Below are 23053 nucleotides of genomic sequence, written 5' to 3'. Positions count from 1 at the left end.
CAGAACAGCGGCTGCAGGCGGTAATAGCCGGCGATCCGTTGATCAAACAAGAACCCGTTCAGGAGACTGAACAGGAACAGGACAAAGCTGGCCCCCGTATCGTACAGTTCGCCAGTTATTGTAGTCGCGGTGAGGAACGGATGAACTTCACCATCGATATCGAAGTGGAACTCGATACCGGCGAAAAGTTTCAGGCCAGCACTGTGGACCTCTCTGTCTCAGGCAGTAAACTAAAAGTTCCGGGCAGTCGCCGCTTGCAAAGTGGGCAGAAAATTGCCATCCATTTCACGGGTTTAGAGCAAGAATTTGCCTTGGGTTTATCGCATGGCATTCCATATCAGGTCATTGACAGCGAAATTATCGAGCGGACGCAATATGTGCGGGTAAAACGGCTACCGCTCGCCGATGAACGTGGATTCACTGAATTTCTCAAGCAGTTTATTCATGGCAATAAACGCCGCTATAAGGTCAATCTTGACAACACTTTAGATGCGGTGATCGTCAAAGGCTATGAGCAATTTTACTTACCACGCATCGCTTCTTTGCCGGTGTTCCTTGCGGTCCGGGACGGTTTACCGGTGCCCGTGTGTGCACTGACAACTGAAAATAACCGACAACACGTGCAGTATTTTCAGGACGAACGGCAACAATCGGTACTGATGCAAATTCTGGCCGGCAAACGGCTGAAAAGCTGCTTACAAAAAGCGCCGGCTGAACGTTCCACTGTGTTGTATTGCTTCACTCATGCGGCCAAAGGCAAACTTTATTTTTACTCAGCCACCGCTGACGAGTTGGCTCAGCAACCACAGCTGCAAAATGTATTTTTTGGCTTTGGTGCACAGAAACCCAGCTGGCGGGTTTTTCATCTGGTCGTGCACCGCACGCACCCGCAAGATGCACACATCCTGTTGTCTCTGCCGGACACTGCTGATCAGGACATTCATAAACTCAATCAGCCGCCGTCACCGCAAGTGCTGCAGTTGATCCAGGAGTTTCGTTATGTCGCGGCATTAACCGAAATCAACCACAACGAAAGTAATCTGTTGTATCAACAAATTAGTTTTGATGAAAATTTACTCAGTCAGTTGAAGGTATTTGGCCATCCGAAACTGGACGATCTGCCGCCGCTGGAATCAGTGGCGGTGCAATATGTCAATTTGCGCTCAGAAGGTCGCTTTTTATACAAAACCCGTGTGATGCTGAAAATCAATAAAGAACAGTTTATTGACGCTCACACCCGCGATTTTTCATCACGTGGCTTACAAATTGAGACGCACGAACCAGTGGCCTATCAAAAAGGCGACAAAATACAGCTGTCGTTGCCAGACATGCAAAAGATCTCCAGTAAATATGGCCTGCAAGAGCTCGACTATGAAGTCATGGCAGTCAGTAAAAATCAGCTGATTATGAATCTGCGGATCATTGAACAGGATTTACCGCATCAGGGTCGGTTGTTTTTTGAACAGCTTATTAAAAACAACAGAGCCAAACTGACAATGGCAGAAGAAATGCCAAAATTTGCCGGGCTCGGTCAGGCACTGCGGAACATGTATGTGAAGGCACTGAACAGCTTCCCGTTTTTTATGCACCGGCATGGTATTCGGTATGACTTAAATGTACTTGGACAAGGTGCAGAGCCAAACAACTTACATCGTCTGCTCGGTTTGTTTACTGATGATAAGTCCAAGCCTAACCTGCAACCGCTGCTGAAAAACAGCGCAACGAATCTGCATTTTGCCAATCAACTGAAAGGCATGAAACGGCAGGACGCACCTCGCACCTACGAAGTGTTTATCCGCTACCGGCAGAATCAACAAAAGTTTGAACAGAGTTTTGTCACCGAATTCGATTTTGACCTGAAAACCACGCAGGCCAAACATTATTTTATTCAGGATGCACTCGCCAACGATTTGTTGTTTTGTTTCCGTATCCATTTATCACGTACCGGCCGGCCAGATACCGAGCATATCAATAAAGAACTGAGCTACATCAGTGTGTATGCGATCCATAAAGCCAAGGTACTGGAAGAAGAGTTATGGAGTGTGGTCGGCGTTGGGGATGTGATTGATATCAGTGATGAGATCTTGCTGCGTTACAGCATCGCCCCGGAACAGATCCAGCAACAACAACAAAAACGCCGGGCTTTCGTGCAGCAACAGGACCAGCAAAGCTGATCCAACAGCTTTTCAGCATCAGCACCGATCATTCCGGTATTTTTAACCAATCAGCAAGATCCTGAAAATGTCCGCTTCTGGCCTGTGCCGCAGTTAACATCGATATATGATCATAATCCAGTCCATCGCCCTGCATTTTTCCCAATAGCCGGTATCGTGCATGTTGCAGACCGGATTCATGCATCAGTAGTTTAACGTCTGTCGCATGTCCAAGTACCCGATCATTCACTGCAGCGAAAAACCAGGCTGGCGGCCATTGCAGTTGCTTTGCTGCGGCGCTGTAGTCAAAAGCATCGGTTGGATCGATAAAATGAGGATGATTAATCCAATGAATGGTGTCGCGTAAAAACTGTGCCGGTTCATCGTCAGCACCCAATTTCCATTGTTTGGCAGGCAGATAGCCATGCTTAGCGGCTAACAAAGGACAGAGTTTGTTCCAGACCAGATCGACCTGCAGGCTTTTACGCCAGGAGCGGATGCTAATGCGTCTTTTGCTGCCAAAACAAACGATAGACCGTACTTTGGCCAGTAACTCAGGCTGTCGCGCCAAAGCAGCCAGCGCCACAACACCACCCCAGCTATGGCACACCAGACTGACTTTCTGTTGGTGACGTTGGTAGATGTCTGCAATCAGCGCCGGGATATCCTGACAAATCAACTGATGCTGGTTTTGATCAAAGCCACTGCTGACGTGTGGCCTGGATAAACCCCGACCAGCAAAATCGGCACAGTAGACTGAGAAGCCCTGATCTGCGAGGAAACAGCCCAGCCCTTTACCGGACTGGCTATAAAAAATCCGACCGTTTTCAATGGCGCCATGCAACATCAGCACCGGTGTCGCGCTGGCGTGATGCGGCACCAAAGCTTTGATATGCAACTGGTAGGTACCCTGATCCAGATAAATGGAATGTTGCTGATGCTTCATGCGCTGATATCTGTGGTATCAAACAAGTATAATAACTGCAGTAATGAGCCATGCCGGATCGCATATTGCGCTTTTGCCTGTACCAGCGGTTTGGCGTGGAACGCCACACCAAGCCCGGCAACCGCCAGCATCGGCAGGTCATTGGCGCCATCGCCGATAGCGACTGTCTGTGCGTGCGGAATATCACGTGCCGTTGCAAGTTGCTGTACGACCTGAGCTTTGACCTGCGCATCCACGATGTCACCCAGTACTTGCCCGGTCAATTTACCGTCGCGGATCTCCAGCACATTGGCAAATGTCGCGCTGAGGGCCAATCGCTGTTTCAGCGCTTCAGTAAAGTAAGTAAAGCCACCGGATGCGATCGCCACAGTCCAGTTGTGTTGCTGCAAAGTCGCGACCAGCGCTTCGAGCCCAGGCATCAATGGCAATTGTTCCAGCACAGTGGCTAGCACCTGTTCAGGCGCATCTTTTAGCGTCGCAACACGCTGACGCAGGCTTTGTGCGAAATCCAGCTCACCGCGCATCGCGGCCGCCGTCACAGCGGCAACCTGTGGCCCCACACCGGCTAATACGGCTATTTCGTCAATACACTCAATCTGAATGGCCGTGCTATCCATATCCATCACCAGAACGCCGGGCATTGCCAGTTTCGGCTGTGACGTCAGATAGTTCAGCTCCAATGCCAGAGTTGCGGCCTGTTCACGCAGTTGGATGATGGTTTGGGCAGTTAGTTGTGATTGCAGCCGCAGTTCAAGTGCCGGGGCTAAATCCACATGTGGCTGATACGGCAATGCCAATACCGGCCCAGCCACTGTCTGCATCAGTTGCCGCAGCGTCGCCATGGTGAGCACAGCAGGCTCGCTGCTCCAAATCCTTATGGTCGCTGCTGCAGGCGCTGTGATTTGCGCCGAACTGATCTGCAGGCTTTCTGCTGTTTCCTGCAAAAGCACGATCGGATGCTGTTGAAATAATTCAGAAAAAAATGGCTCAGCTTGATCTGCTAGGCTTTTTGGCAAAAGACGACTCACGGGCGTACCTGTACTTTAAGTGGGCTGCGTGGCATTCTACCGGCATTTTTCCGGCCTTGTCAGCGGATCATCAGGTCAAATGTCAGTAAAAAAGCCAAAAAAATCAGCAAAAATCTGGCGTAGCGTACAATTTGTACTGGCCGTCAGCGGATTCCTGTTGTTACTGCAATGGTGGCAACAAAGTAACAAACATGGCGAGCAGTTGTTTGCTGAACAAAGCGCCGTGCTGATGCGTGAAACTTTAAAAGCGCTGGCACAAACCTGTGCTTATCTGATTGAAAATGACCAGCTCGAAGGTCTCAAAGCGCTGACCCAGCAAATGGCTTCCAATCCTTATCTGCACGACGTGGTGGTTTACGATGCCAATGGCGTGCGTCTCAGTGAATCCGTTGGCAGTGAGCCAGCGCGATTGTTATACGCACCGCAGACACCAGACCATTTATTGCCGATGGTGCAGGAAATTTACCAGGGTAATCAATTGCTCGGTTACATCAAAATTAGTCTGAAACAATACAGCAGCTTTGATGCGGTCAGTTCCAGCTGGCATCAGCTGATGGAGCAAGTGTTGTGGATGCTGGGCTTTACCGCCCTGCTGTCGCTGATGTTACGCGGTTCATTACAGGCACTGTCACACCGGTTGGCCTCAAATAAAGAATTGCATCACGCTGCACTTGATAGTCCGGAACATCAGACCCATTCACTCCCGCCAAAAGTCTGATCTCACTGCGGCAAGTGCAAGGCCGCCAGACTGTTTTGCCACAACGCTAGGCCTAGTCTGTCGGCGGATTCAGTCCGTAGCGCACAAAGCTGCTGAAACACTAATGCCAGTTGTGCCGGTGTATTAACCTGCCCCTGAAAACCAGCCAGCGGCATCGCCGGCGCATCTGTTTCTACAACAAGGGCTGACAGGGGCAGCTTCCTGACCGTGTCGCGGGTTTTCTGTGCCCGTTCATAACTGATCGTGCCGCCAATCCCTAGTTTAAAACCCAAATCCAAAAAGGCGTGCGCCTGCGCTGTACTGCCAGAAAATGCATGCAAAATGCCGCCCTGACTGAACTGTTGGCGTTTTAATTCGGCCAGCAGCGCCGGTTGTGATTTGCGATGGTGTAAAACGACAGGTTTGCCTGCTTTCGCGGCTAAGGCTAGTTGCGCGCTAAACAATGTTTGTTGCCATTGGTGCAGTTTGCGTGTCGCCTCTTCGTCCTCTTGTACCAGCACAAAATCCAGCCCGATTTCACCGACGGCACAGACACCTGCTTCGACCCGCACCATGTTCGCCAATGTGTCGAGCTGCGTTTCGGTCGCGTGCTGTGCCCACCACGGATGGATGCCGAGCGCCAGTTCCAGTCTGAGCGATGTGGTTTGCTGTTGTAGCTGCAATAACCCTGGCCAACGCGCAGCTTCGACAGCCGGCACTAAAATGCGCCTGACGCCAGCCTTTATGGCACTGTCGAGAAACGCCGGTAACTCTGCGGCAAGTTCCGGCAAATCCAGATGGCAATGGGTATCAAACAATTGTTCGCACGATTGATTAAAAGACCTATTCGGCAATGGCGGGACAGACAGTTGCATTGAGCATCTTCAACAGGCAGCGATACAACGCATTGCAACAGAAGCTACAGTGGCAGGCAAGAGACGTACAAAGAAAACCCGGCAAGCGCCGGGTTTTCTTTGCCAGATCAGAGCTGACCGCTCTCCAGCGTGCTTTTCGCCTCAAGCTCGGCCTTACGCCGTTCTTTCTGGCTTTCCAGGTCCTGGCGTTGCTGCTGCACAGTTGAAGCCGGTGTCGGCATCGGTTTACGCGGCAGTTTTTTCTCGGCCATCGCCGCTTCATACAGGAAACCAGCCATGATCACTGACGCCTGTTTCAGGTCATCTTCAATCACATGATCAATAGAATCGATATGCGTGTGATGCAAGCGGGTGCTGTAATCCAGCGGGTCCTGAATAAATTGGAAGCCTGGTAAACCGACGTCATCAAAAGACTCATGGTCAGTCCCGCCGGTTGAGCGCGGTGACACGGTGCCGCTGCTTAAATCCATGTATGGGCCAAACCAGTCGGTAAATACCGGTTTCACCGCGACGTTGCCTTCGGTATAAATACCGCGGAACCGACCACTGCCGTTATCCATGTTCAAATACACCGACAACTTGTCATAACCGGCTTTAGGGGCGATGGGCCAGCCCGGGCTTGACCACAAATAACGCGGCAGCGCTTTTTCCGCCGGATCTGTTGGCGCAGGACGACTGGCCAGGAAGTCGTTGACATAAGCACGCGAGCCATACAGCCCCTGCTCTTCACCCGACCACAGCGCGATGCGAATGGTGCGTTTTGGCTTTACTTTCAGTTTGGACAGAATGCGTACCGCTTCCATCGCGACTGCAACGCCCGCGCCGTTATCGACGGCACCGTCACTGGCATGCCAGGAATCAAGATGCGCACCGACCATCACCACTTCGCCGTTTTTATCCGAGCCCGGAATTTCAGCAAGCGTGTTATAGGCATTTTTATCGTCATCATGGAACTGCGCTTTGATATCGAGCGTCAGCTGTGGTTGTTCTTTGCGGTCCAGCATCCGCAATAACTGACCGTAGTCTTCCTGTTCGATAATAATGGCTGGTACGCCAAAGGTTTCGCCAATCTTGTGTGATTTACCAAAGACCCGCACCAGACCACCTTGGCGGCTGGAACGGTAAATAACACCTGCCGCCTGCTCTTTGACTAAAAAAGCACTCAGCGCTTTGTTGAATTGATAAGCCTGCTTGCGGCTGGCACGCAGCGCTTTGGTCATCGCTGACTCATAACTCGGGCGAGCACCGACATCTGCATCTTTTAGGCTATTAAGTTTGTCGCTGCCGAGGCGTTCGAAAATGATGGTATTTGGCGGTTCAATCTTCAAATCTTCGCCCATCATCAGGAATTTACCGCGTAACTTGCCGGCATATTGCGCCAACTCGGCTTCGGTGTTGACATCAAACATCATCACTTCACCGGCCACAGGGCCGTTGGTTCCTGGCGTCCAGGCGACCGGAATGCCGTGTAACGATACCGCTCTTGGGGCAGTCAGCACGATACTCGATGCGGAAGAACTCCAGCCACGGCCAAATTCAAATGGATGCAATTCAGCATTTTTCAGGCCCCAGCTTTGTAACCGCTTTAAGGTCCACTGGTTGGCTGCGGTCATTTGTGGTGACGCCGTCAGGCGCGGACCAATTTCATCGGTCAGATATTCCAGCGTATGCAGCACTTCACTTTGATAGAGTCCTTCGTGACGGATTTTATTGGCCATTTCTAAGTCGGCGGCCAATGCCTGTGACACAGCAAGCGCCAGCACTGATGCTGTCGTCGCTGTTAAATATTGTTTCATAACCATGTTCCCGCTTGTTTTAATTGTTGCTCTTATGCTTGGTGTTGCCTTTTATTGTCCCTTCGCGATGGTAGGAACAGGCACAGTTCAGACTCAGCCAGCAGCAGGCACAAGGCAATTGCTTTGCGGTCAATACGGTATTTACAACGACAATCCGCCTCTCGCTATGAGGCGACAGAACCTCAATCCAGTCGCATCTGAAATTGCAGCCGAATTTGTGTGATGACGTGATGCTTTCTCTGTCAGAGCGCACTTTAGATCGGGACGCAAGCTATCAAACGCTAGGCCTGCTGCTGCGCCAGCCAGGTCGTCCGGTCGAGGCGGTAAAACACTGTCGCCCGCGCGACACCGGTGGGTGACGTGATGTCAGTATGGGTATAGATCGCGCCCAGTTTTTCCACAGCGCGGCGCGAGCGTAAATTGTACTCGCCGACATGAAACCAAACTGTATTCACAAAACTAAAGGCATGCGTGAGCATCAGATGTTTTAATTCAGTATTGGTCGCACCGCCCCAGCGAGACCGCACCAAGAAGGTATAACCAATCGCTACTTCCTGCTGCGCCGCATCAAACTCATAGTACCGGCTGGTGCCAAGCACCTCGCCGCTTTGTCTATCGCAGATCAGATAAGCACCTCCACTGGTAAGACCACCGTCAAACACCGGCCGGAATACGTTGGGTTTATAACGTTCAGGCTCCGGATGCAAAGTCCAAATCAGCGGGTCGCTGGCAGCTTGCATCAGAGCGGGCCAATGCTCAGGTTGTAACGGAATTAACTGCAGAGTTTGACCATTCAGTACGGTTTGTAACTGACTCATTTAACTGTTCCAAATCGAAAAATTCGGGCCAGCTTAGTGGAATGGCGACAAGGAAAACAAGTCGGCCCCTGAAAACTCTGTGTTGACGGATTGAACGTGGTACAGAAACTATGCAAGGCATTTTGCCGTTGGCGGGACCGCGTCACGGCCAGACAAGATCACAATCAACAGCGCTGCAGAGAACAGCCACTGCGTGGCATTTTTATCCGCTGCGCAGTGGCTTGTTGTGACTATCCACAGACTATGGGCACAGCCGCTCGATACTCCAGCTGCCATCGGCTTGCCGGCTGTACATAAAACGGTCGTGCAAGCGGTGTTCACCGCCCTGCCAGAATTCAATTTTGTGTGGTTTGACCAAGAAGCCGCCCCAGAAACTGGGCACCGGCACTTCACCGTGTTCGAACTTGTGTTTGATCTCGGCGAATTTCTGCATCAGCGCCAGACGGGTCGACACCGGCCGGCTTTGTTCAGAAGCCCAGGCAGCGAGCTGGCTTTCTTTCGGTCTTGAGGTGAAATAATGCAACACCTGAGAGGTTGGGACCCGCTCGGCAGTGCCATAAACAATGACCTGACGCTCCAGCGGATGCCACGGAAAATGCAGACAGACTTTCGGATTGCCGGCCAACTCCTGCGCTTTGCGACTGCCGAGGTTGGTGTAAAACACAAATCCGGCGGTACTCATATCTTTTAGTAACACCAAGCGCTGCGACGGCTGGCCATCGGCATCGACACTGGCCACACACATCGCCGTTGGATCCGGCAATTCGGCCGCGATGGCGTCTTTCAGCCAACCTTCAAACTGTACAAAAGGATCCGGATTTAACTTATCCAGATCGAGCTTATCCTTGATATAACTACGGCGGATATCCGCGACATTCACACTCATCAAAGCTTCCTATTTGCCGGTAATTGATTGAACCGTGGCAGACCATTGGCAGAAAAAAGGCCGGTTTGCACCAGCCTTTTAAGAACTTACATCCGCTCCATCACATCGATGCCGAGCAGGTCCAGACCTTTGGCCAGCAATTTTGCTACCATAATACTGAGCATTAAACGGCTGTCACGCAGCGCTGGTTCAATCCCTTCTTTTAAAATTGGGCAGGCCTCGTAAAAACTCATGTACTGGCTCGCCAGTTCATACAGGTAATTACACAGCAGGTTTGGCTGCGCATCTTTCATCACCTGTTGCAGCGTTTCTTCGAACTGCAGCACTTTGAGCGCCAGTTGTTTTTCCTGCAGTTCAGCCAGTTGTAAAGTCGCACTGAAGCTGTCGCTGATGCCGGCGCGGCGCAAGATACTGCTGACGCGGGTGTAGGCATATTGCAGGTAAGGTGCAGTTGCGCCTTCAAAGCTCAGCATGGCGTCCCAGCTGAAGATGTAGTCTGAAGTGCGGTTTTTTGACAGATCTGCGAATTTTACCGCGCCAATGCCAACTTTACGCGCAACTTCGGCGATTTCTTCGGCAGATAATTCTGTCGATTTGCCCTTCACTACGGCTTCAGCGCGAACGACCGCTTCCTCCAGCAGTTCTGCCAGTTTAACGGTGCCACCGGTACGGGTTTTAAACGGCTTACCGTCTTCGCCCATCATAGTGCCAAACGGGCAATGCTCGTAGGCAGTTTCCGCGCGTAGCAGTCCGGCTTTACGCGCCACCAGTTCCACTTGTTTAAAGTGCAGCGCCTGGCGGGCGTCGGTGAAAATAATGATACGGTCGACATTGAGTTCATGGCTGCGATACTGACAGGCCGCTAAATCGGTGGTGGCATATAAAAAGCCGCCACCGGTTTTTTGGATGATAAAAGGCGACGGATTGCCTTCTTTATCAGCCAGTTCATGCAGGAACACCACTAAAGCGCCCTGATCTTCCACCGCAATGCCACGGGCTTTTAAATCATCAACAATCGGCTGCAACATCGGGTTATATGCCGATTCCGGCTTGATGTGGTCATGACCCAAAGTCACATTGAGCGTGCGGTACACTTCTTCACTGTGCTTGACTGACGTATCGATAAACAACTGCCACAGCTTTTGACAGTGGGCGTCGCCGCCTTGCAGTTTCACCACATAATCACGCGATTTGTCGGCAAAACCAGCTTCGTCATCAAAGCGTTTTTTCGCTTCGCGGTAGAAATCTTCTAAGTCCGCCAGCGCCACAGTTTCCAAATCAACACCTGCGGCCAACTTGTCTTCCAAATGCGCGATCAGCATGCCAAATTGCGTGCCCCAGTCGCCCATGTGGTTTTGCCGAATGACGGTATCACCCCAGAACTCCAGCGCGCGCACAACCGCATCGCCGATGATCGTGGAACGTAAATGGCCGACGTGCATCTCTTTAGCAAGGTTTGGCGCGGAATAATCAACCACCACCGTTTGCGGCGCCGTATTGGCACTGACGCCCAAACGCGGGTCTGCCACCGCCTGTTGCAACTGAGTTGCCAGCCAGTCCGGTTTTAATGTCACGTTGATAAAACCCGGACCTGCGATTTCGACTTTGTCGGCGATATCAGCCAATTCCAATACATCGACCAGCTGCTGCGCTAACGCGCGCGGGTTGGTTTTTAACAACTTGGCAGCAGCCATAGCGCCGTTAATCTGGTAATCACCAAATTCAACTTTGGTACTTTGCGTCACCGCGGTATTGGTATCCGCCGGCAAACCGACTTTGATCATTGCGGCCTGCGTTTTGGCGGCCAATAACTGTTTGATATTCATTTCGTATCCTGTGTAAAACCTTGAAATTAACCGGCGTGCGCGTGTTCACGGGTTTTATGGAAACGGATCTTCGGATGCCGTTCCATCGCCAGGTTCAGGTTCACCATAGTCGGGGCCAGGTAACTTAAATTGTCACCGCCATCGAGCGCCAGATTGGTGCTGGCCTTGTTCTTAAATTCTTCCAGCGCTTTGCCATCTTCTGAATAGACCCAACGCGCCGTGCTGACGTTGACGCTTTCATAAATCGCATCAACGTTGTATTCCGATTTCAAGCGGTGCACGACGACGTCAAACTGCAGCACACCAACGGCGCCGACGATCAAATCGTTGTTATCCAGCGGCCGGAACACCTGCACCGCGCCCTCTTCGGCCAGTTGCACCAGCCCTTTTAATAATTGCTTTTGTTTCAGCGGATCACGTAAACGGATCCGGCGGAACAGTTCAGGCGCGAAGTTTGGAATACCGGTAAAAGTAAACTTCTCGCCAGAGCTGAAAGTGTCACCGATTTGAATGGTGCCATGGTTGTGTAAGCCAATGATGTCGCCCGGAAATGCTTCTTCGACATGTTCACGGTCGCCGGCGAGGAATGTCAGCGCATGCGGCACCAGTACATCTTTACCGATGCGGACATGGTGCATTTTCATGCCTTTTTCATACTTACCGGAGCAGATGCGTAAAAACGCCACGCGGTCGCGGTGTTTCGGATCCATATTGGCTTGAATTTTAAACACAAAACCAGAGAAGCCTTCTTCCGTTGGTTCGACAGTACGGCCAGTAGTCGCGCGGTGTTGCGGTGCCGGCGCCCATTCAGTCAGGCCATCGAGCATATGGTCCACACCGAAGTTACCGAGTGCAGTACCAAAGAACACCGGCGTCAGCTCGCCTTTTAAGAAGGCTTCACGATCAAATTCATGGCTGGCGCCCTGCACCAGTTCCATTTGCTCGCGCAGGTCAGCAGCAAAATAACCAATACGGGCATCTAATTCAGGGTTGTTGATGCCTTTGATGATGTCGACATCCTGAATGGTGTGGCCCATACCGGATTTGTAGAAAATCACTTCATCACGCAGGATGTGATAAATGCCTTTGAATTCTTTGCCTGAGCCAATAGGCCAGGTAATGGGCGCGCAGGCAATTTTCAGTACGCTTTCCACTTCATCAAGCAAATCAATCGGATCGCGGATATCGCGGTCCATTTTGTTCATAAAAGTAATGATGGGTGTGTCACGTAAACGAGTGACTTCCATCAGCTTAATGGTGCGCTCTTCAACACCCTTGGCGCCGTCGATCACCATTAAGCAGCTATCGACTGCGGTCAGTGTACGGTAGGTATCTTCCGAGAAGTCTTCGTGGCCTGGAGTATCGAGCAGGTTGACCAGACAATCAGCATACGGAAATTGCATCACAGATGTGGTGACCGAGATCCCGCGCTCTTTTTCCATTTCCATCCAGTCAGACGTGGCGTACTGACCGGATTTTTTACCTTTGACGGTACCAGCTTTCTGGATCAGCTGTCCGAATAACAGCACTTTTTCTGTTATCGTGGTTTTACCGGCGTCCGGGTGAGAGATGATCGCAAATGTGCGTCGACTATTGATTTCATTTAGAAAATCTTGGTTTGCCATATCAAATTCTTAATTTATGTACACCGCTATGTAGTCAGCAGTCAAAGTACCTATGAAACATGGCGCGCATTTTACCAGACCAGCACCCTTGATTGAAATTTATCTCCGGGTATCTCAATTCGATTGCTCGAGATCTTGAACTTGGATAAACCATAGGCATAGTTAAACACCTTCGTTATGCAAATGAGCGCCTGCAATGCACATCATCATCATGCTTGCTTTAGTGATCGTCGGTTTTGCGGCCGGCCAGAATCTGACCTGGTTGATTGGGATGCCGATGATCGGCATTGGCCTTTACATCGGCTTCGGGGATTGGGGCGGGAAGAAAGGAGCCAGACAGCGCGAACAAGCTGAAAGCCTGTTTTTACTATCTGGCCTGATTGGAATGGTTGTCCTTATTATTGCTGGGTGATCACCACTCACCCAGCTTATGCCGCACATAGGCATTCTGATACAGCGCGTTTTTCCGCTTCGCAATATCGTCCAGCTTCTGCCGCTTCTCTGCTCCACTAATGTTCTGGTTGTTGTTAACCAGCTCAGCCTGTTTATTCAGTTCACTTAGCTTGCGCTGGATCCGGTTCAACTGAACCCGGGCGCCGAGCGCTTGTGACTCTGATTCCTTCAGATCTTGCTGGCGCACCACATCACCTTCCTCTACTGCACGCTTATAGCTGCCGTATGCTTCGGTCGATTCTTCCAGTGCCTTGTAGAACTCATCCTGGAACTTGGTTGCAGTCTTAGGTGCATCGCCTTGGTAGAACGCTTTAATCACCGGATATCGACTGATTGGTGTATCTGCCGCCTCAATGCCCAGCATCTGCCGCGCAGCAATATCGGACATGCCGAGTACATAACCGCCGAGCGTACCAGTGTAACCAAGGATTAAGTGCTCAACCATTTTCGGGCTCACCCCGAATGCCGCGCCAATTTGCTTGGCCGTTTCACTGGTGTAAGCGTTGTACCGGTCCTCCGGTTGACGCTGTGCATCGCCCATCCCTTCAATCTGACTACCTTTAAAGAATGACTTGTTCGTCATTACTTCAACGACTGGCAGCGCCAGTTGCGGGATAGGGTTTAAGGCCAGCGTATTCCAGACAGCATGCGCCGCGGCTTTGCCTAAGTCGCCGCCAGGCTGTGAACCGGCTGCGTAGTGGAACATCCGCTCAGGCATGGTGCCGAACAGAATACCCAGCTCAAACGGTTTCGGGATCCGGAAGTGCTCATCACCGATGAAGAAGTGCCAGTTTGCGTCCTTATCCCAATCAGGCAGCTCCTGATACCGCTCGTCGTCATCGTTCATGGCCGCAAGTGCCAGGCTAAACGCGGCAACTTTCAAACCCTTCATTGCCAGATTGGCGCTCAGCACTTTCAATACACGGTCACCGTCACCGGCTTTCATGGCACGCACCAGTTTGCTCATACCCTGCAACCGGGCATTGAAGAAAGGCAGCATATCAATCATGGTGCCAATCAACGCAAAGTTGCCTTTCAGTGAATAATCCATCAGGTCTTTCGCTTCATATGCGGCTTGCCGGCGCGACTTGCCCGATTCCAATGCTGCTTCGTAGGTGCTCAGCCGGTTGGCGTTCTCCACCTTATCTGACGCAGTGCGGTACGCCTCCAGCAGTTCGCCGCCTTTGGTGATCAAGCTGTCCATGTATGACTGGATATCCTTCTCGCCAAGTCCCTTGCTGCGCAGTGCGCGCCGGATCTGCTGTGCTGCAGCTTCCGGATCCGCGCCGTGCACGTAGCCACCTTGGAACGCTGCACCGGAGAAAATCAGATCCCGATATGCTTCATCTTCGGCAAATGCTTTGCGCAAACCTTTCACCGAGTCGGCACCAAACCTGAAACCGTCTTTGTTGATCATCCAGGCATGAGCCGCATCGCGCACAAAGTTCTTGATGATGAAATCAGGAGACAGTGTGATGCCCGCCGTCAGGAACCGCTTAGCACTGCGGGCCATGCGGTTGAAAAGTGACTGATTGCCAATGGTGTGGATTTGCAGCAGGCCACGCAGCAGCGCCGGATCCGTGACTGTATAAGCCTCAGCTTTACCGTTACGCATCACCTTCACTTTCTGCAGCAGGTTCAACTCGGTCTGGCTCAGCGCCGCAATATCCGGGCTGTCTACAGCCTGCATGAATGGCGTACCTTCCAGATTGCTTACCACTTCAGCCATCGCCTTGTTCTTGATGGCTGCATCAATCATGGTCGACTGGCGATGGATGATATTTTCCAGCAAGTCTTTGGTGGACTGGCGCCCGCCCTTCAGCTCTTTGATTTGTGCTGATTGGCCAGCGATACCTTTGCGACTGCGCGGGCCGTGGACCATTGCGGCAATGCCGGACATTTCCGGATCCACTTCTTCTTCCATGTTGCGGAAAAACGGCACGTACCATTCTTCATCAAAGCCGCCGCGCTGCTCAGCACTCAAAAGCCCAGCCTCTTCAGCGAGGTCAATGATGGAACTGTTGATCTTGTTGTATTCCTGCCGCACCTGCTCGAATAAGGCTTCTTTACCTGCAGCCATCGCCTTGAGTTCATCGATATCCGCCTGACTCAGATTGTTCTCGCGACCTTCAGCCATTAGGCGCTCTGCGCGATTGGCCCCCATCCATGCCAGCCAATCGTTCAGGTCATCACCCAGCATGCCGAACACTTCCAACAAGCCTTTGGTATCAGCCTTGCGCTGCACTAAACCATCACGCCATTCAGGCGCGCCGTAGTGGAATACACCATGCAGAATATCGGACAGGCCGGACGCCAGGCGGGCAGACACATAACCTTGCTTGTTCGGATCCGTAATGCCGGCAGCTTCCTCAGCCTGCTTGATACCGGCCAGACCATCGAAAATACCTTCGTTCAGGCGCTTCCAGAATGAGCTGCTTTTCAGCGTGTCGACGGTTTCATTTGCCCGGCGCTTCGCCTGCTCAGCCACAGTCTCTGCGGCTTCTTCACCAAGGCCCAATTTGTCCAGAGCATCGGCCTGTTCAGTGGTGCGTGCTTTGCTGAATGCCAACTCAGATCCAGTGCTATCGGCTTCCCCGCTTCGGCCAAACATAAAGCCGGAGCGAATCGATTCCAGCATATCCTGCATCGCCTCGATATCCGGATCACCGGCTTTGGCCAAGCCAACCGACACCAGAGCTTTATGCAGGAATCGCTTCAGGGCGTTGAACCACAACTTCACCGGGCCGGTTACAGGCTTGTTCTGAACAAAATAGGCAAACAGTTCTTCGGCTTTGTCGTTTTCGCTAAAGCCCTCATAGTCGTTGTCAATCTGAGCCCACTGCTCAGCAAAGGCGGGATTGCTCCGAGTTTGCTTCAGTCGGTCAATGAACGCTGCGTAATCCGATTTGCTGATCACATTCTGCAAGCCACCATGGCCAATCACTTCGTGCGCCACTACTTCCCGCAGTTCATCCATTGATTTGATGTTTTCAGCAATCACATAAGCGGTGTTGGTTGCCCGGTTGTAGGCGCCACGTACCAGGTCACCAGATAGCGACATCTGCCACAGCTTTTCAGCTTCGGCCTGCGTCTCAAGTACAACCACCTTAATCCCCGCCGCACCGTTCAGGCGCTGCATGATGCCGGCAATAAACTGCTTGGCCAGCTTCGCGTTCACACCTTTAGCCGGCTTGGCTTTGATGGTGTTTTGTTTGCTGAACAGCATGACGCCTTTGTCAGTTTCTTTGGTCTGCAGCGTGTCAAAGAACGACCTGAATGCTGGATTGATGATCTCCTGCTCAGCCGTGGTTGGGTATGGGTAAGTCTGCTCAGCAGATTCGATTGCACCCCAAACATCCGGATCAACTACGTTCGCCAGGTAGTCATTGCTAAACCCTTTGGCTTCCAGTTCCGCAATGATGAATGTTTCAAAGGATCTGGCTGACGCTTCGATTTCTGACGACCAGTAAGCCTTACTCCGCCGTGAATCCAGTGTTGATGCACGTTGGAACATCTTGGTTTTTCGAATAGCCTGAATGAGTGAGGTGAAAGCATCCCGCACCTCCTGCCGCATATCACCACCACGGATATTGCCGCCTTCGGTGACAAAGCTATTCGGATTGCCGGACAGTCGCGCAAAGTAGTTATCAACCGAATGCCACCATTCGTGAGCCAACGAACCAGACCCTGACTCTTTGGTCAAATTGATGGCGACATAAGAAGTCTCGTAGTGTGCTGCAGCTTTGATAGTTGTTGCTGCGCCTTTACCCCGAGCACCAAAGGCCATGCCTAACTCGCCATTTAATGCGAGTGCCTTTGGCGGAACACCCAGCACATCAGCAAGATCCATCAGCGCATCATAGGCTTCATTTAGATCCTTCTGGCGTTTACCCTGCTCAACCCAGTTGCCAAACTCCACGCCTCTGAAGCCAAAAGTATCAGCAAAAATTGCTGGCGTGATACTGCCTGCGTAGCGCGGAGGCCCGACCCGTTTTCGGTTCTCTGGCCGGCGCATTTCAGGTACCTGTTTAAGCTGCTTCAGTTTTGCTTCCACATCAGCACGGTTGGATTTCAGATATTCACGCGCCTCATTGACGGTATCAAAATTTTGGATCCGTAACACACCGCTGCCGCCTGCCCACCCAAGGTATGCCTGCTTGGTATAGCGGTCGCTGTAGATAGAAATCTTACTTTGCTTCTGCCCTGCAGTATCAGGATTCGCCGCGGCCTCAACCTTGATTAGTTTCACCAGGTTATCCAGCGCGCCCTGCTTATCCGGACTGGCCAGATCCAGCATTTCGGACCGGCCATTTTGTGGGTAGTAAAATGTTTTTGATGGGCTGTATTGTTTGCCTCGGAAGATGCTGAACGTTCCAGAACCAATCCGGTATTTGGCAGCCAGCTTGATGGTTTCTGGATTGGCCTGTGCGATAGCCGGAATGGCATCAGCAATAGCCTGAAGCTCACCGCCGCCTTTTGACATGGCAGCAATCACCTGTTCAGGCGTCAGTTCTCCGCCAATCAGATCCCGGGCAAAGTTACGCAACACATCAACCTTCTCAGCCCAGCGCCTTACCTTGTATGAGACTCGCGGCTTGGCTGGAATTTCAGAGCGCATAGCCGCGATAATGGCCAGCGTTTCCATAGATACGCCATCAGCAGCCATCTTCACATAGTCTGGTTCTGGGAATGATTTGGACAGCGGCAGTTCTCTTGTATCAAGCTCGCTGCTGACAGCTTCAGAGAATCCGCCCCAAACATCTTTGCGGGCGCCACCGAGCTTCTCGCCAAAGTCATCAATTCGTTCAACAGGCCCAGAAACAGAAACCCCGGCATCGGCCGGGGTCTGGGTAGTTGGTTCAGCTGCTACTGCTGACTTTTCTGGTTGCTCTCGATCTGGTCCATTAGCGCGTTCAGCACTGGATCCTTGTCCTTCTCGGCTCGTTCCCGGCCCAGCTTCACCATTATCTGCATTGCCAGTGGTGAACAATCCGCCTTGCTTGGCGCCGCTGCCTTCTTGGTTTGTGATTCGCTCATTAAGCGCTCCCATTACTTGGTCTGACGTTACAACGTCACCGAAAAGCCCATCACCAGGCTGTGTTTTTAATGCTTCATTTGCATAGCCAATTAAGTACTCTGCAACCTTATCACGACCGCGAGCGCGTGACAGCGTATCGCCACGATAAAAGATAGACAACCAGGCGCGGGTTGCATCAGGCAATGAGCCACTAAAGATATCATCAGTGCTGACCAGCTCAATCAGTGCCTTGCCCTCGCCGCGTGCGCGCCGGATCAGGTTCACCGCTTCAAGAAGGAACGGGGTAACGTCCATGCCATCTGCAATCATGCCATCACGCTCTGCATTGCGCATCTGCGCCCACTTGCCTGCAGCATCAAGCAGTGCACCGCCGATCGCTTTGATATCGGTATCACCGCTTTCAAATACTTCAGCCACAATGCCATCATCGCCATAGGCGGCAGATAATAGAGCTGCTTCAATCCGGCGCCGGCCATTTTGTGACAGCACGCCGCTTGAGTCCATCAGGCCACCGCGCTCGGCTTCACCGGCTACGTTCTGCATGAACTTGCGCACAAAGCTGCGGTTTTCAGCGGATGTGATTTCACCGCCTTGATAGTCGGCAACCACGCCTGACATCTTCGCCGCATCAGATGCAGCCTGCTCAGTAGCTGACATTTCCAGCGTAGTGCGCTGGTTTGATTCTTTGATGTAAGCCAGTCTGTCCTCTGGTGACAGCTCTGTACGGCGCACACGCACCAGTACCGGTTGCTTCATGCCTTCAATGTCAAAGCCGCTGTCAGTTAAAAACTGTCGGTAACCTTCAGCACCACCTTGCCGGTATGCTTTTCGAAGGCCAAGGCTGCGCCCGTTGCCAGACTCAACAATGCCATCGGCTGAAATGATTGGTGCGCCGTCCGATGTCGTTGCGCTTTCAGCCAGAAGGCGCGGATTTACAGCGCCGGCGATACGGTTGATTTGATCCTGACTTGCAGCACGGCTCCGGTCACGCGGCTGCAGTTCTGCCGGGAAATCGGGATTACTGCGGCCATCTTCCAGATTGGATGTCACCAGTGAATCCGCTTCGACAACCTGGTATTCAACATCGATATCGCGGCCGGCCGGAGTTGTGGCCACTGCTTGCTTGCCGGTTGGTCGGGCTTGGATGGCTGGCTGTAATTGTGCTGCTCGCGCCGGCTCAGGCTTCACACGGAACCCAAAGCCACCATCGACCGGTACCGTTTCCAGCTCTGCGCCTGTGGTGGCTGCAGCTTTATAGCTGGCGCTGATCTTCATTTCTTTTTCAGTTTTGAACGGGTCGCCTGACTTCTTCATTTGTACCGGCGCCGGCTGCACCTCTTGTGCTGGCTGCACTTCCGGCTGCTCCTGCGCCTGCTCTACGTGCTGGTCCGGCTGTGATTCCTTCACGCGCCAGCCCCAACCATCACCGAATTGAACAGCTTCAACTGGTGTCCCGCTGCGTTTCATCGCCCGGGCCTGCTTGCTGGTCATAGCTTCACGCGGTGATTTGTAAACCTCGCCATTGCCTTTGACGCGCACACCGGATTGGTCGCCGGCAAAGATAATGTCTTTCTGTGGTAAACGCGGCACTGATGCAGCCTGGTTGGCTTGGCGCTGCAGGTTATCGGTGAACTCCTGCGCCGCTTGCTGTGGCCGACCGTCACCGGCAAAGATCACGTTTTTATCCGTGATTTGGCGCGGCTCGTTTCGCATCCGCTCCATTTCGGCCTTTGCTTGTTTGACCTGCTCAGATTCCAGATCAATCGGTGCATTTTCAATAAAGCCTGCTGTATTCGCTGCACGCTGCTCAGGACTTAACCACTCACCTTCCATTGCTGGATTTCGCTCAGCTTCGGTGCGGCCATCGGCGGCAAAGATGACATCTTTCTGATTGATGCGCGGGATTGTCGGGCCACTGATACGGGCCTGCATACCGATTTGGTTTGGATTGTAGTTCGCGCCGGCAAGCTGTTCCGGATCCAATAGTTCGCCTTCCAACGCTGGCTGGCTGATGGCTGGCATGCCACCGATGATACTTTGCAGATCCGCTTCGCGCTGTGCAGCAGACTGAGCAACGCTATCAAATGCACTGGCCAAGTCTGGGTTCTTATCGCGGATAGCATCAGCCTCCGGATCTTTAACCGGCTCGGCTTGTTTGCGGTTCAGTAGACCACCGACACCACCAGCTGCAGCACCGAGCGTACCGCCGGCGACACCTTCATTTAATGCGGCAATAGCCACGCCATCCATAGGATCACGACCATCGACCTGAGACAGCGCCTGATTAATGCCGTATTCCTGAACTGCTGCCTGACCGGCTTCAGTGCTACCTTCAATCGCAAAACCTTTGGCGGCTGAGCGGAATGCGCCGGATTTCGCCAGACGCGCACCGGTCAATGCCCGACCAATGATTGGATCCGCAATTGCTGAACCTGCAAAGTTAGCCATCAGCACTTTTGGATCTGTCTGTACTTCAGAGGCCAAGCGTTCCGCCACGGTGTCTTCAGCAGCAGTCCACAGCGCTTCGCCATCCAGATCCGGCTGCTTCTGCTTCATTTCGCGGATTGTGTTTTTAAACAGATCAGACTGCAGTTTGAGTTCATCCGGCATCTGTTTCCATTCCTGCCGCGCTTGCTCCATGCCCTGACCGGTCGCTGATGCACCACCAGTCGCCCCCATGCCAACAGCAGTGGCAATTTTGGCGCCGGTTTCACCGAGCTTGAGTGCTTTGGTTGCGGCATTGGCAAGGCCCGCACCGGGAATAGCAGTTGGCGCAAATTGGCCTGCCACGTTCGCCATGGTCAGAAGCCATGTATCTAAATCGGTGAGCCCCTCCCCCAGCTGAATTTCGCCCTGGTCATTCTCGCTGAAAAACGGTTTTGCCATATCCGTCTGAGCTTCAGCCGACATGCTTTGCCGAGCATCATCAGACCAACCATAGAACTGCTTGGCAACGCCTGTTGCACCAACCATATCAAAGATACCGCCCACGCCAGACAATGTGCCTGAGGCAGCACTGCGGCCCATGTTACCGAGCAAGCCGGGTTCAGATGACTTGACTGGTTGAGGCTGTGCAATTGGGCCGTACTTATCTGCTGACTTGGTGTACTGGTAAAAATTCAGAGCCATATCTGTTCCTGTTTACAGGTAAGAAAAAGGCCGCTTATTTGCGGCCTTGATTGTTTGGAGTGTTTGCCCACGCCCATGCTGGTTGGATCGCGTTATTGTGCAGATACTCAAGCCCATCCATGAGTAGTCCTGTCTTGGTTCCAACGACTGCCCGACCCGCAGCTGTAGTAAGTTGCTGAAGCGGAGTGATACTTGAATCATCAATCATTGCAGGGCGGTTATACCCAGACATTCCTGATTGGATCCCTGAACTAAATCCAGGCTTTAAAAGGCCCGGCGTTGGCATTGGATTGCCTGCAGCTGTTGGCGCTGGCTGCGGCCCCGGTTGATTCAGCACGTTATTTACAGCATCAACGCGGTTTGATGGCGCTGGTACCGATGAGTGCATCGCTGCCTGCTGATTGTGTAGAGTTTCAGCATAAGCGGTGGCATCTTGTGGGGTCTTGAAAATCCCAAGGTGCTTGCCGGTTTTTTTGAAATACTCAATAGCCTCCTTTTCAGACATGATCCGGCCATCTTCCGATACAGTGGGTATTAGATACTCGCCATCATCAAAGCCTACTGATATAGAACGAACAGTGCTAATGCTTCCGTCAGGATTTTTAACGACAGGCCGCTTTGTCAGATCAATGTTGCCCTCAGCGATTTGCCCCTTATTTGGATTTTCCTCTGGCTTTGGCTTACCCATTTCAGCCAGTACGTCGAGATATGAAGCGTATGATGTGCCCTTGAGGCCATCACCAAACGACTTCAAAGCTGGCAGCATTTCACCGTTTAACTTTGAACCGAGCGTTTTGTGTTCATTGTCTCGCTGAAGATACAGCGCATCTTTCTCTTCAGGCGTTTCAGCCTTGTCCAGCAGCCGGTCATATTTCCGATCAATCTGTTCACCTTCGCGGCTGTATTTGGTCTGGATCCGGTTCAGCGTTTCTTCAATGCGTTGAGCCCGGCGCGCTTCTTCGGCTGCGCTCAACTGGCGCTCTTGCAGATTGTATGAGCGATCGGCATTAGTCTGAGCTTGCTTGGTCGCAGCTGACTGTGCAGCTTTTTGGTCGATATAGCGTTTATCCTCGACCTTGCTGCGGTCTTCCCGGTACTTCTTCTCGTCACTGTACCGAGCATCCTCTCGCTCTTCCTGCCGCTTCCAGCGTGCATTCATTGATTCTTCACGCAATCTCTGCCGCTCGACTTCGCGATCTTCCGCCATGCCGCGGTTCAACAACTCAGCCCCCTGGCTGAGCCCCCGGCCAAAGCCTTGCAATAAACCCATTGCTGCCATGATTACCCCCGCGCACGCTGCAGCAGGCCACCAGATTTAGCTGGTGATGCTGGTTTCTGTTGTTGGCCCATGAATGCCTGAGCTTCCTGCACGTTGGCTGAAAGCTCGTCTTTATTCAGTTCGCCCAATTGTTCCTTGATCGATAAATAGGTGCTCATCGCATGACTGGCGATGGCGTCGACCATCTGGTCGTTGAGCTCATCCTCGGCGATTGCGCCAGCCTGAATGGCCATCGCTGCCAGTTCATCAGTGATCTGCTCAGCCAGTGCCAGCTTCACATCGTCGGTCAGCTGCATTTTCTTTTCGACAGTGATAAGTACCGTGGCCACTGCTTGGCCCATGCCTTGCTGGATCTCTTTGGCATCGAGCACCATGCTGGCGATGTTGTCACCGGCTTTGCCCGGGGCGTGGATCACCTCAATGGCGATGTCGAAAGCCTGCTCCAGTTGCGCCTCTTCTTCTGGCGTTGCCTGCACTTCATCTTGTTGCATCGTTTCATCCACG

14 protein-coding genes are annotated in these 23053 nt (G+C 52.3%); 3 read left to right on the top strand and 11 right to left on the bottom strand.

The window, feature by feature from the left end; genetic code table 11:
• On the top strand, positions 1 to 2174 hold a 2174-nt coding region (locus tag ACFFJP_RS05940; RefSeq protein WP_377241428.1), incomplete at its 5' end, for a PilZ domain-containing protein.
• Positions 2175 to 2202: 28 nt separating this feature from the next.
• Here the strand turns inward: ACFFJP_RS05940 and ACFFJP_RS05935 are convergent.
• Positions 2203 to 3099: an alpha/beta fold hydrolase gene (locus ACFFJP_RS05935; protein WP_377241426.1), complete on the bottom strand. Its 897-nt coding sequence runs from the start codon at positions 3097 to 3099 to the stop codon at positions 2203 to 2205.
• Entirely contained in the window at positions 3096 to 4127 is a 1032-nt protein-coding gene (gene serB / locus ACFFJP_RS05930) for a phosphoserine phosphatase SerB (protein ID WP_377241424.1), read from the bottom strand. Before serB ends, ACFFJP_RS05935 begins: the two co-directional genes overlap by 4 nt.
• Positions 4128 to 4206: 79 nt before the next feature.
• Between serB and ACFFJP_RS05925 the strand changes: the two genes are divergently transcribed.
• Positions 4207 to 4845, top strand: a complete 639-nt coding sequence (locus ACFFJP_RS05925) for an AhpA/YtjB family protein (RefSeq protein ID WP_377241422.1) — start codon at positions 4207 to 4209, stop codon at positions 4843 to 4845.
• Positions 4846 to 4847: 2 nt separating this feature from the next.
• Here the strand turns inward: ACFFJP_RS05925 and ACFFJP_RS05920 are convergent, their stop codons facing one another.
• The 6 genes from ACFFJP_RS05920 to prfC all read right to left on the bottom strand — a co-directional run bounded on the left by ACFFJP_RS05920 (position 4848) and on the right by prfC (position 12650).
• The gene (locus ACFFJP_RS05920; protein ID WP_377241420.1) at positions 4848 to 5699 is read right to left on the bottom strand and encodes a TatD family hydrolase; all 852 of its coding nucleotides are present in this window, start codon (positions 5697 to 5699) and stop codon (positions 4848 to 4850) included.
• A gap of 107 nt (positions 5700 to 5806) precedes the next feature.
• Positions 5807 to 7495: a M20/M25/M40 family metallo-hydrolase gene (locus tag ACFFJP_RS05915; RefSeq protein WP_377241418.1), complete on the bottom strand. Its 1689-nt coding sequence runs from the start codon at positions 7493 to 7495 to the stop codon at positions 5807 to 5809.
• Between the two features lie 281 nt (positions 7496 to 7776).
• Positions 7777 to 8313 (bottom strand): GNAT family N-acetyltransferase, encoded by a 537-nt coding sequence (locus ACFFJP_RS05910; protein WP_377241416.1) that lies wholly within the window; start codon positions 8311 to 8313, stop codon positions 7777 to 7779.
• 241 nt (positions 8314 to 8554) lie between these two features.
• Positions 8555 to 9193: a pyridoxamine 5'-phosphate oxidase gene (gene pdxH, locus ACFFJP_RS05905; RefSeq protein ID WP_377243379.1), complete on the bottom strand. Its 639-nt coding sequence runs from the start codon at positions 9191 to 9193 to the stop codon at positions 8555 to 8557.
• Positions 9194 to 9285: 92 nt separating this feature from the next.
• Positions 9286 to 11025, bottom strand: a complete 1740-nt coding sequence (gene argS / locus ACFFJP_RS05900) for an arginine--tRNA ligase (protein WP_377241414.1) — start codon at positions 11023 to 11025, stop codon at positions 9286 to 9288.
• 26 nt (positions 11026 to 11051) lie between these two features.
• Complete coding sequence (gene prfC, locus ACFFJP_RS05895) at positions 11052 to 12650, bottom strand: peptide chain release factor 3 (protein ID WP_377241412.1); 1599 nt, start codon at positions 12648 to 12650, stop codon at positions 11052 to 11054.
• A 196-nt stretch (positions 12651 to 12846) separates the two neighbouring features.
• Between prfC and ACFFJP_RS05890 the strand changes: the two genes are divergently transcribed.
• Positions 12847 to 13062 carry a hypothetical protein gene (locus ACFFJP_RS05890; RefSeq protein WP_377241410.1) on the top strand — a complete coding sequence of 72 codons (216 nt, stop codon included), beginning with the start codon at positions 12847 to 12849 and terminating at the stop codon, positions 13060 to 13062.
• On the opposite strand, the gene ACFFJP_RS05885 is transcribed toward ACFFJP_RS05890, so the two are convergent.
• Genes ACFFJP_RS05885 through ACFFJP_RS05875 form a run of 3 tightly spaced genes read right to left on the bottom strand, consistent with a single transcriptional unit; the run spans position 13063 to position 23052 of the window.
• On the bottom strand, positions 13063 to 21270 hold the full coding sequence (locus ACFFJP_RS05885) for an LPD38 domain-containing protein (protein WP_377241408.1): 8208 nt from the start codon (positions 21268 to 21270) through the stop codon (positions 13063 to 13065).
• A gap of 34 nt (positions 21271 to 21304) precedes the next feature.
• Positions 21305 to 22549 (bottom strand): hypothetical protein, encoded by a 1245-nt coding sequence (locus ACFFJP_RS05880; RefSeq protein ID WP_377241406.1) that lies wholly within the window; start codon positions 22547 to 22549, stop codon positions 21305 to 21307.
• Between the two features lie 2 nt (positions 22550 to 22551).
• Positions 22552 to 23052 (bottom strand): hypothetical protein, encoded by a 501-nt coding sequence (locus ACFFJP_RS05875; RefSeq protein WP_377241404.1) that lies wholly within the window; start codon positions 23050 to 23052, stop codon positions 22552 to 22554.
• Position 23053 lies beyond the last annotated feature (1 nt).

It is taken from the genome of Rheinheimera tilapiae (assembly GCF_042432165.1).
GTDB lineage: Bacteria > Pseudomonadota > Gammaproteobacteria > Enterobacterales > Alteromonadaceae > Pararheinheimera > Pararheinheimera tilapiae.
This window is presented reverse-complemented; position numbering and strand designations above follow the sequence as displayed.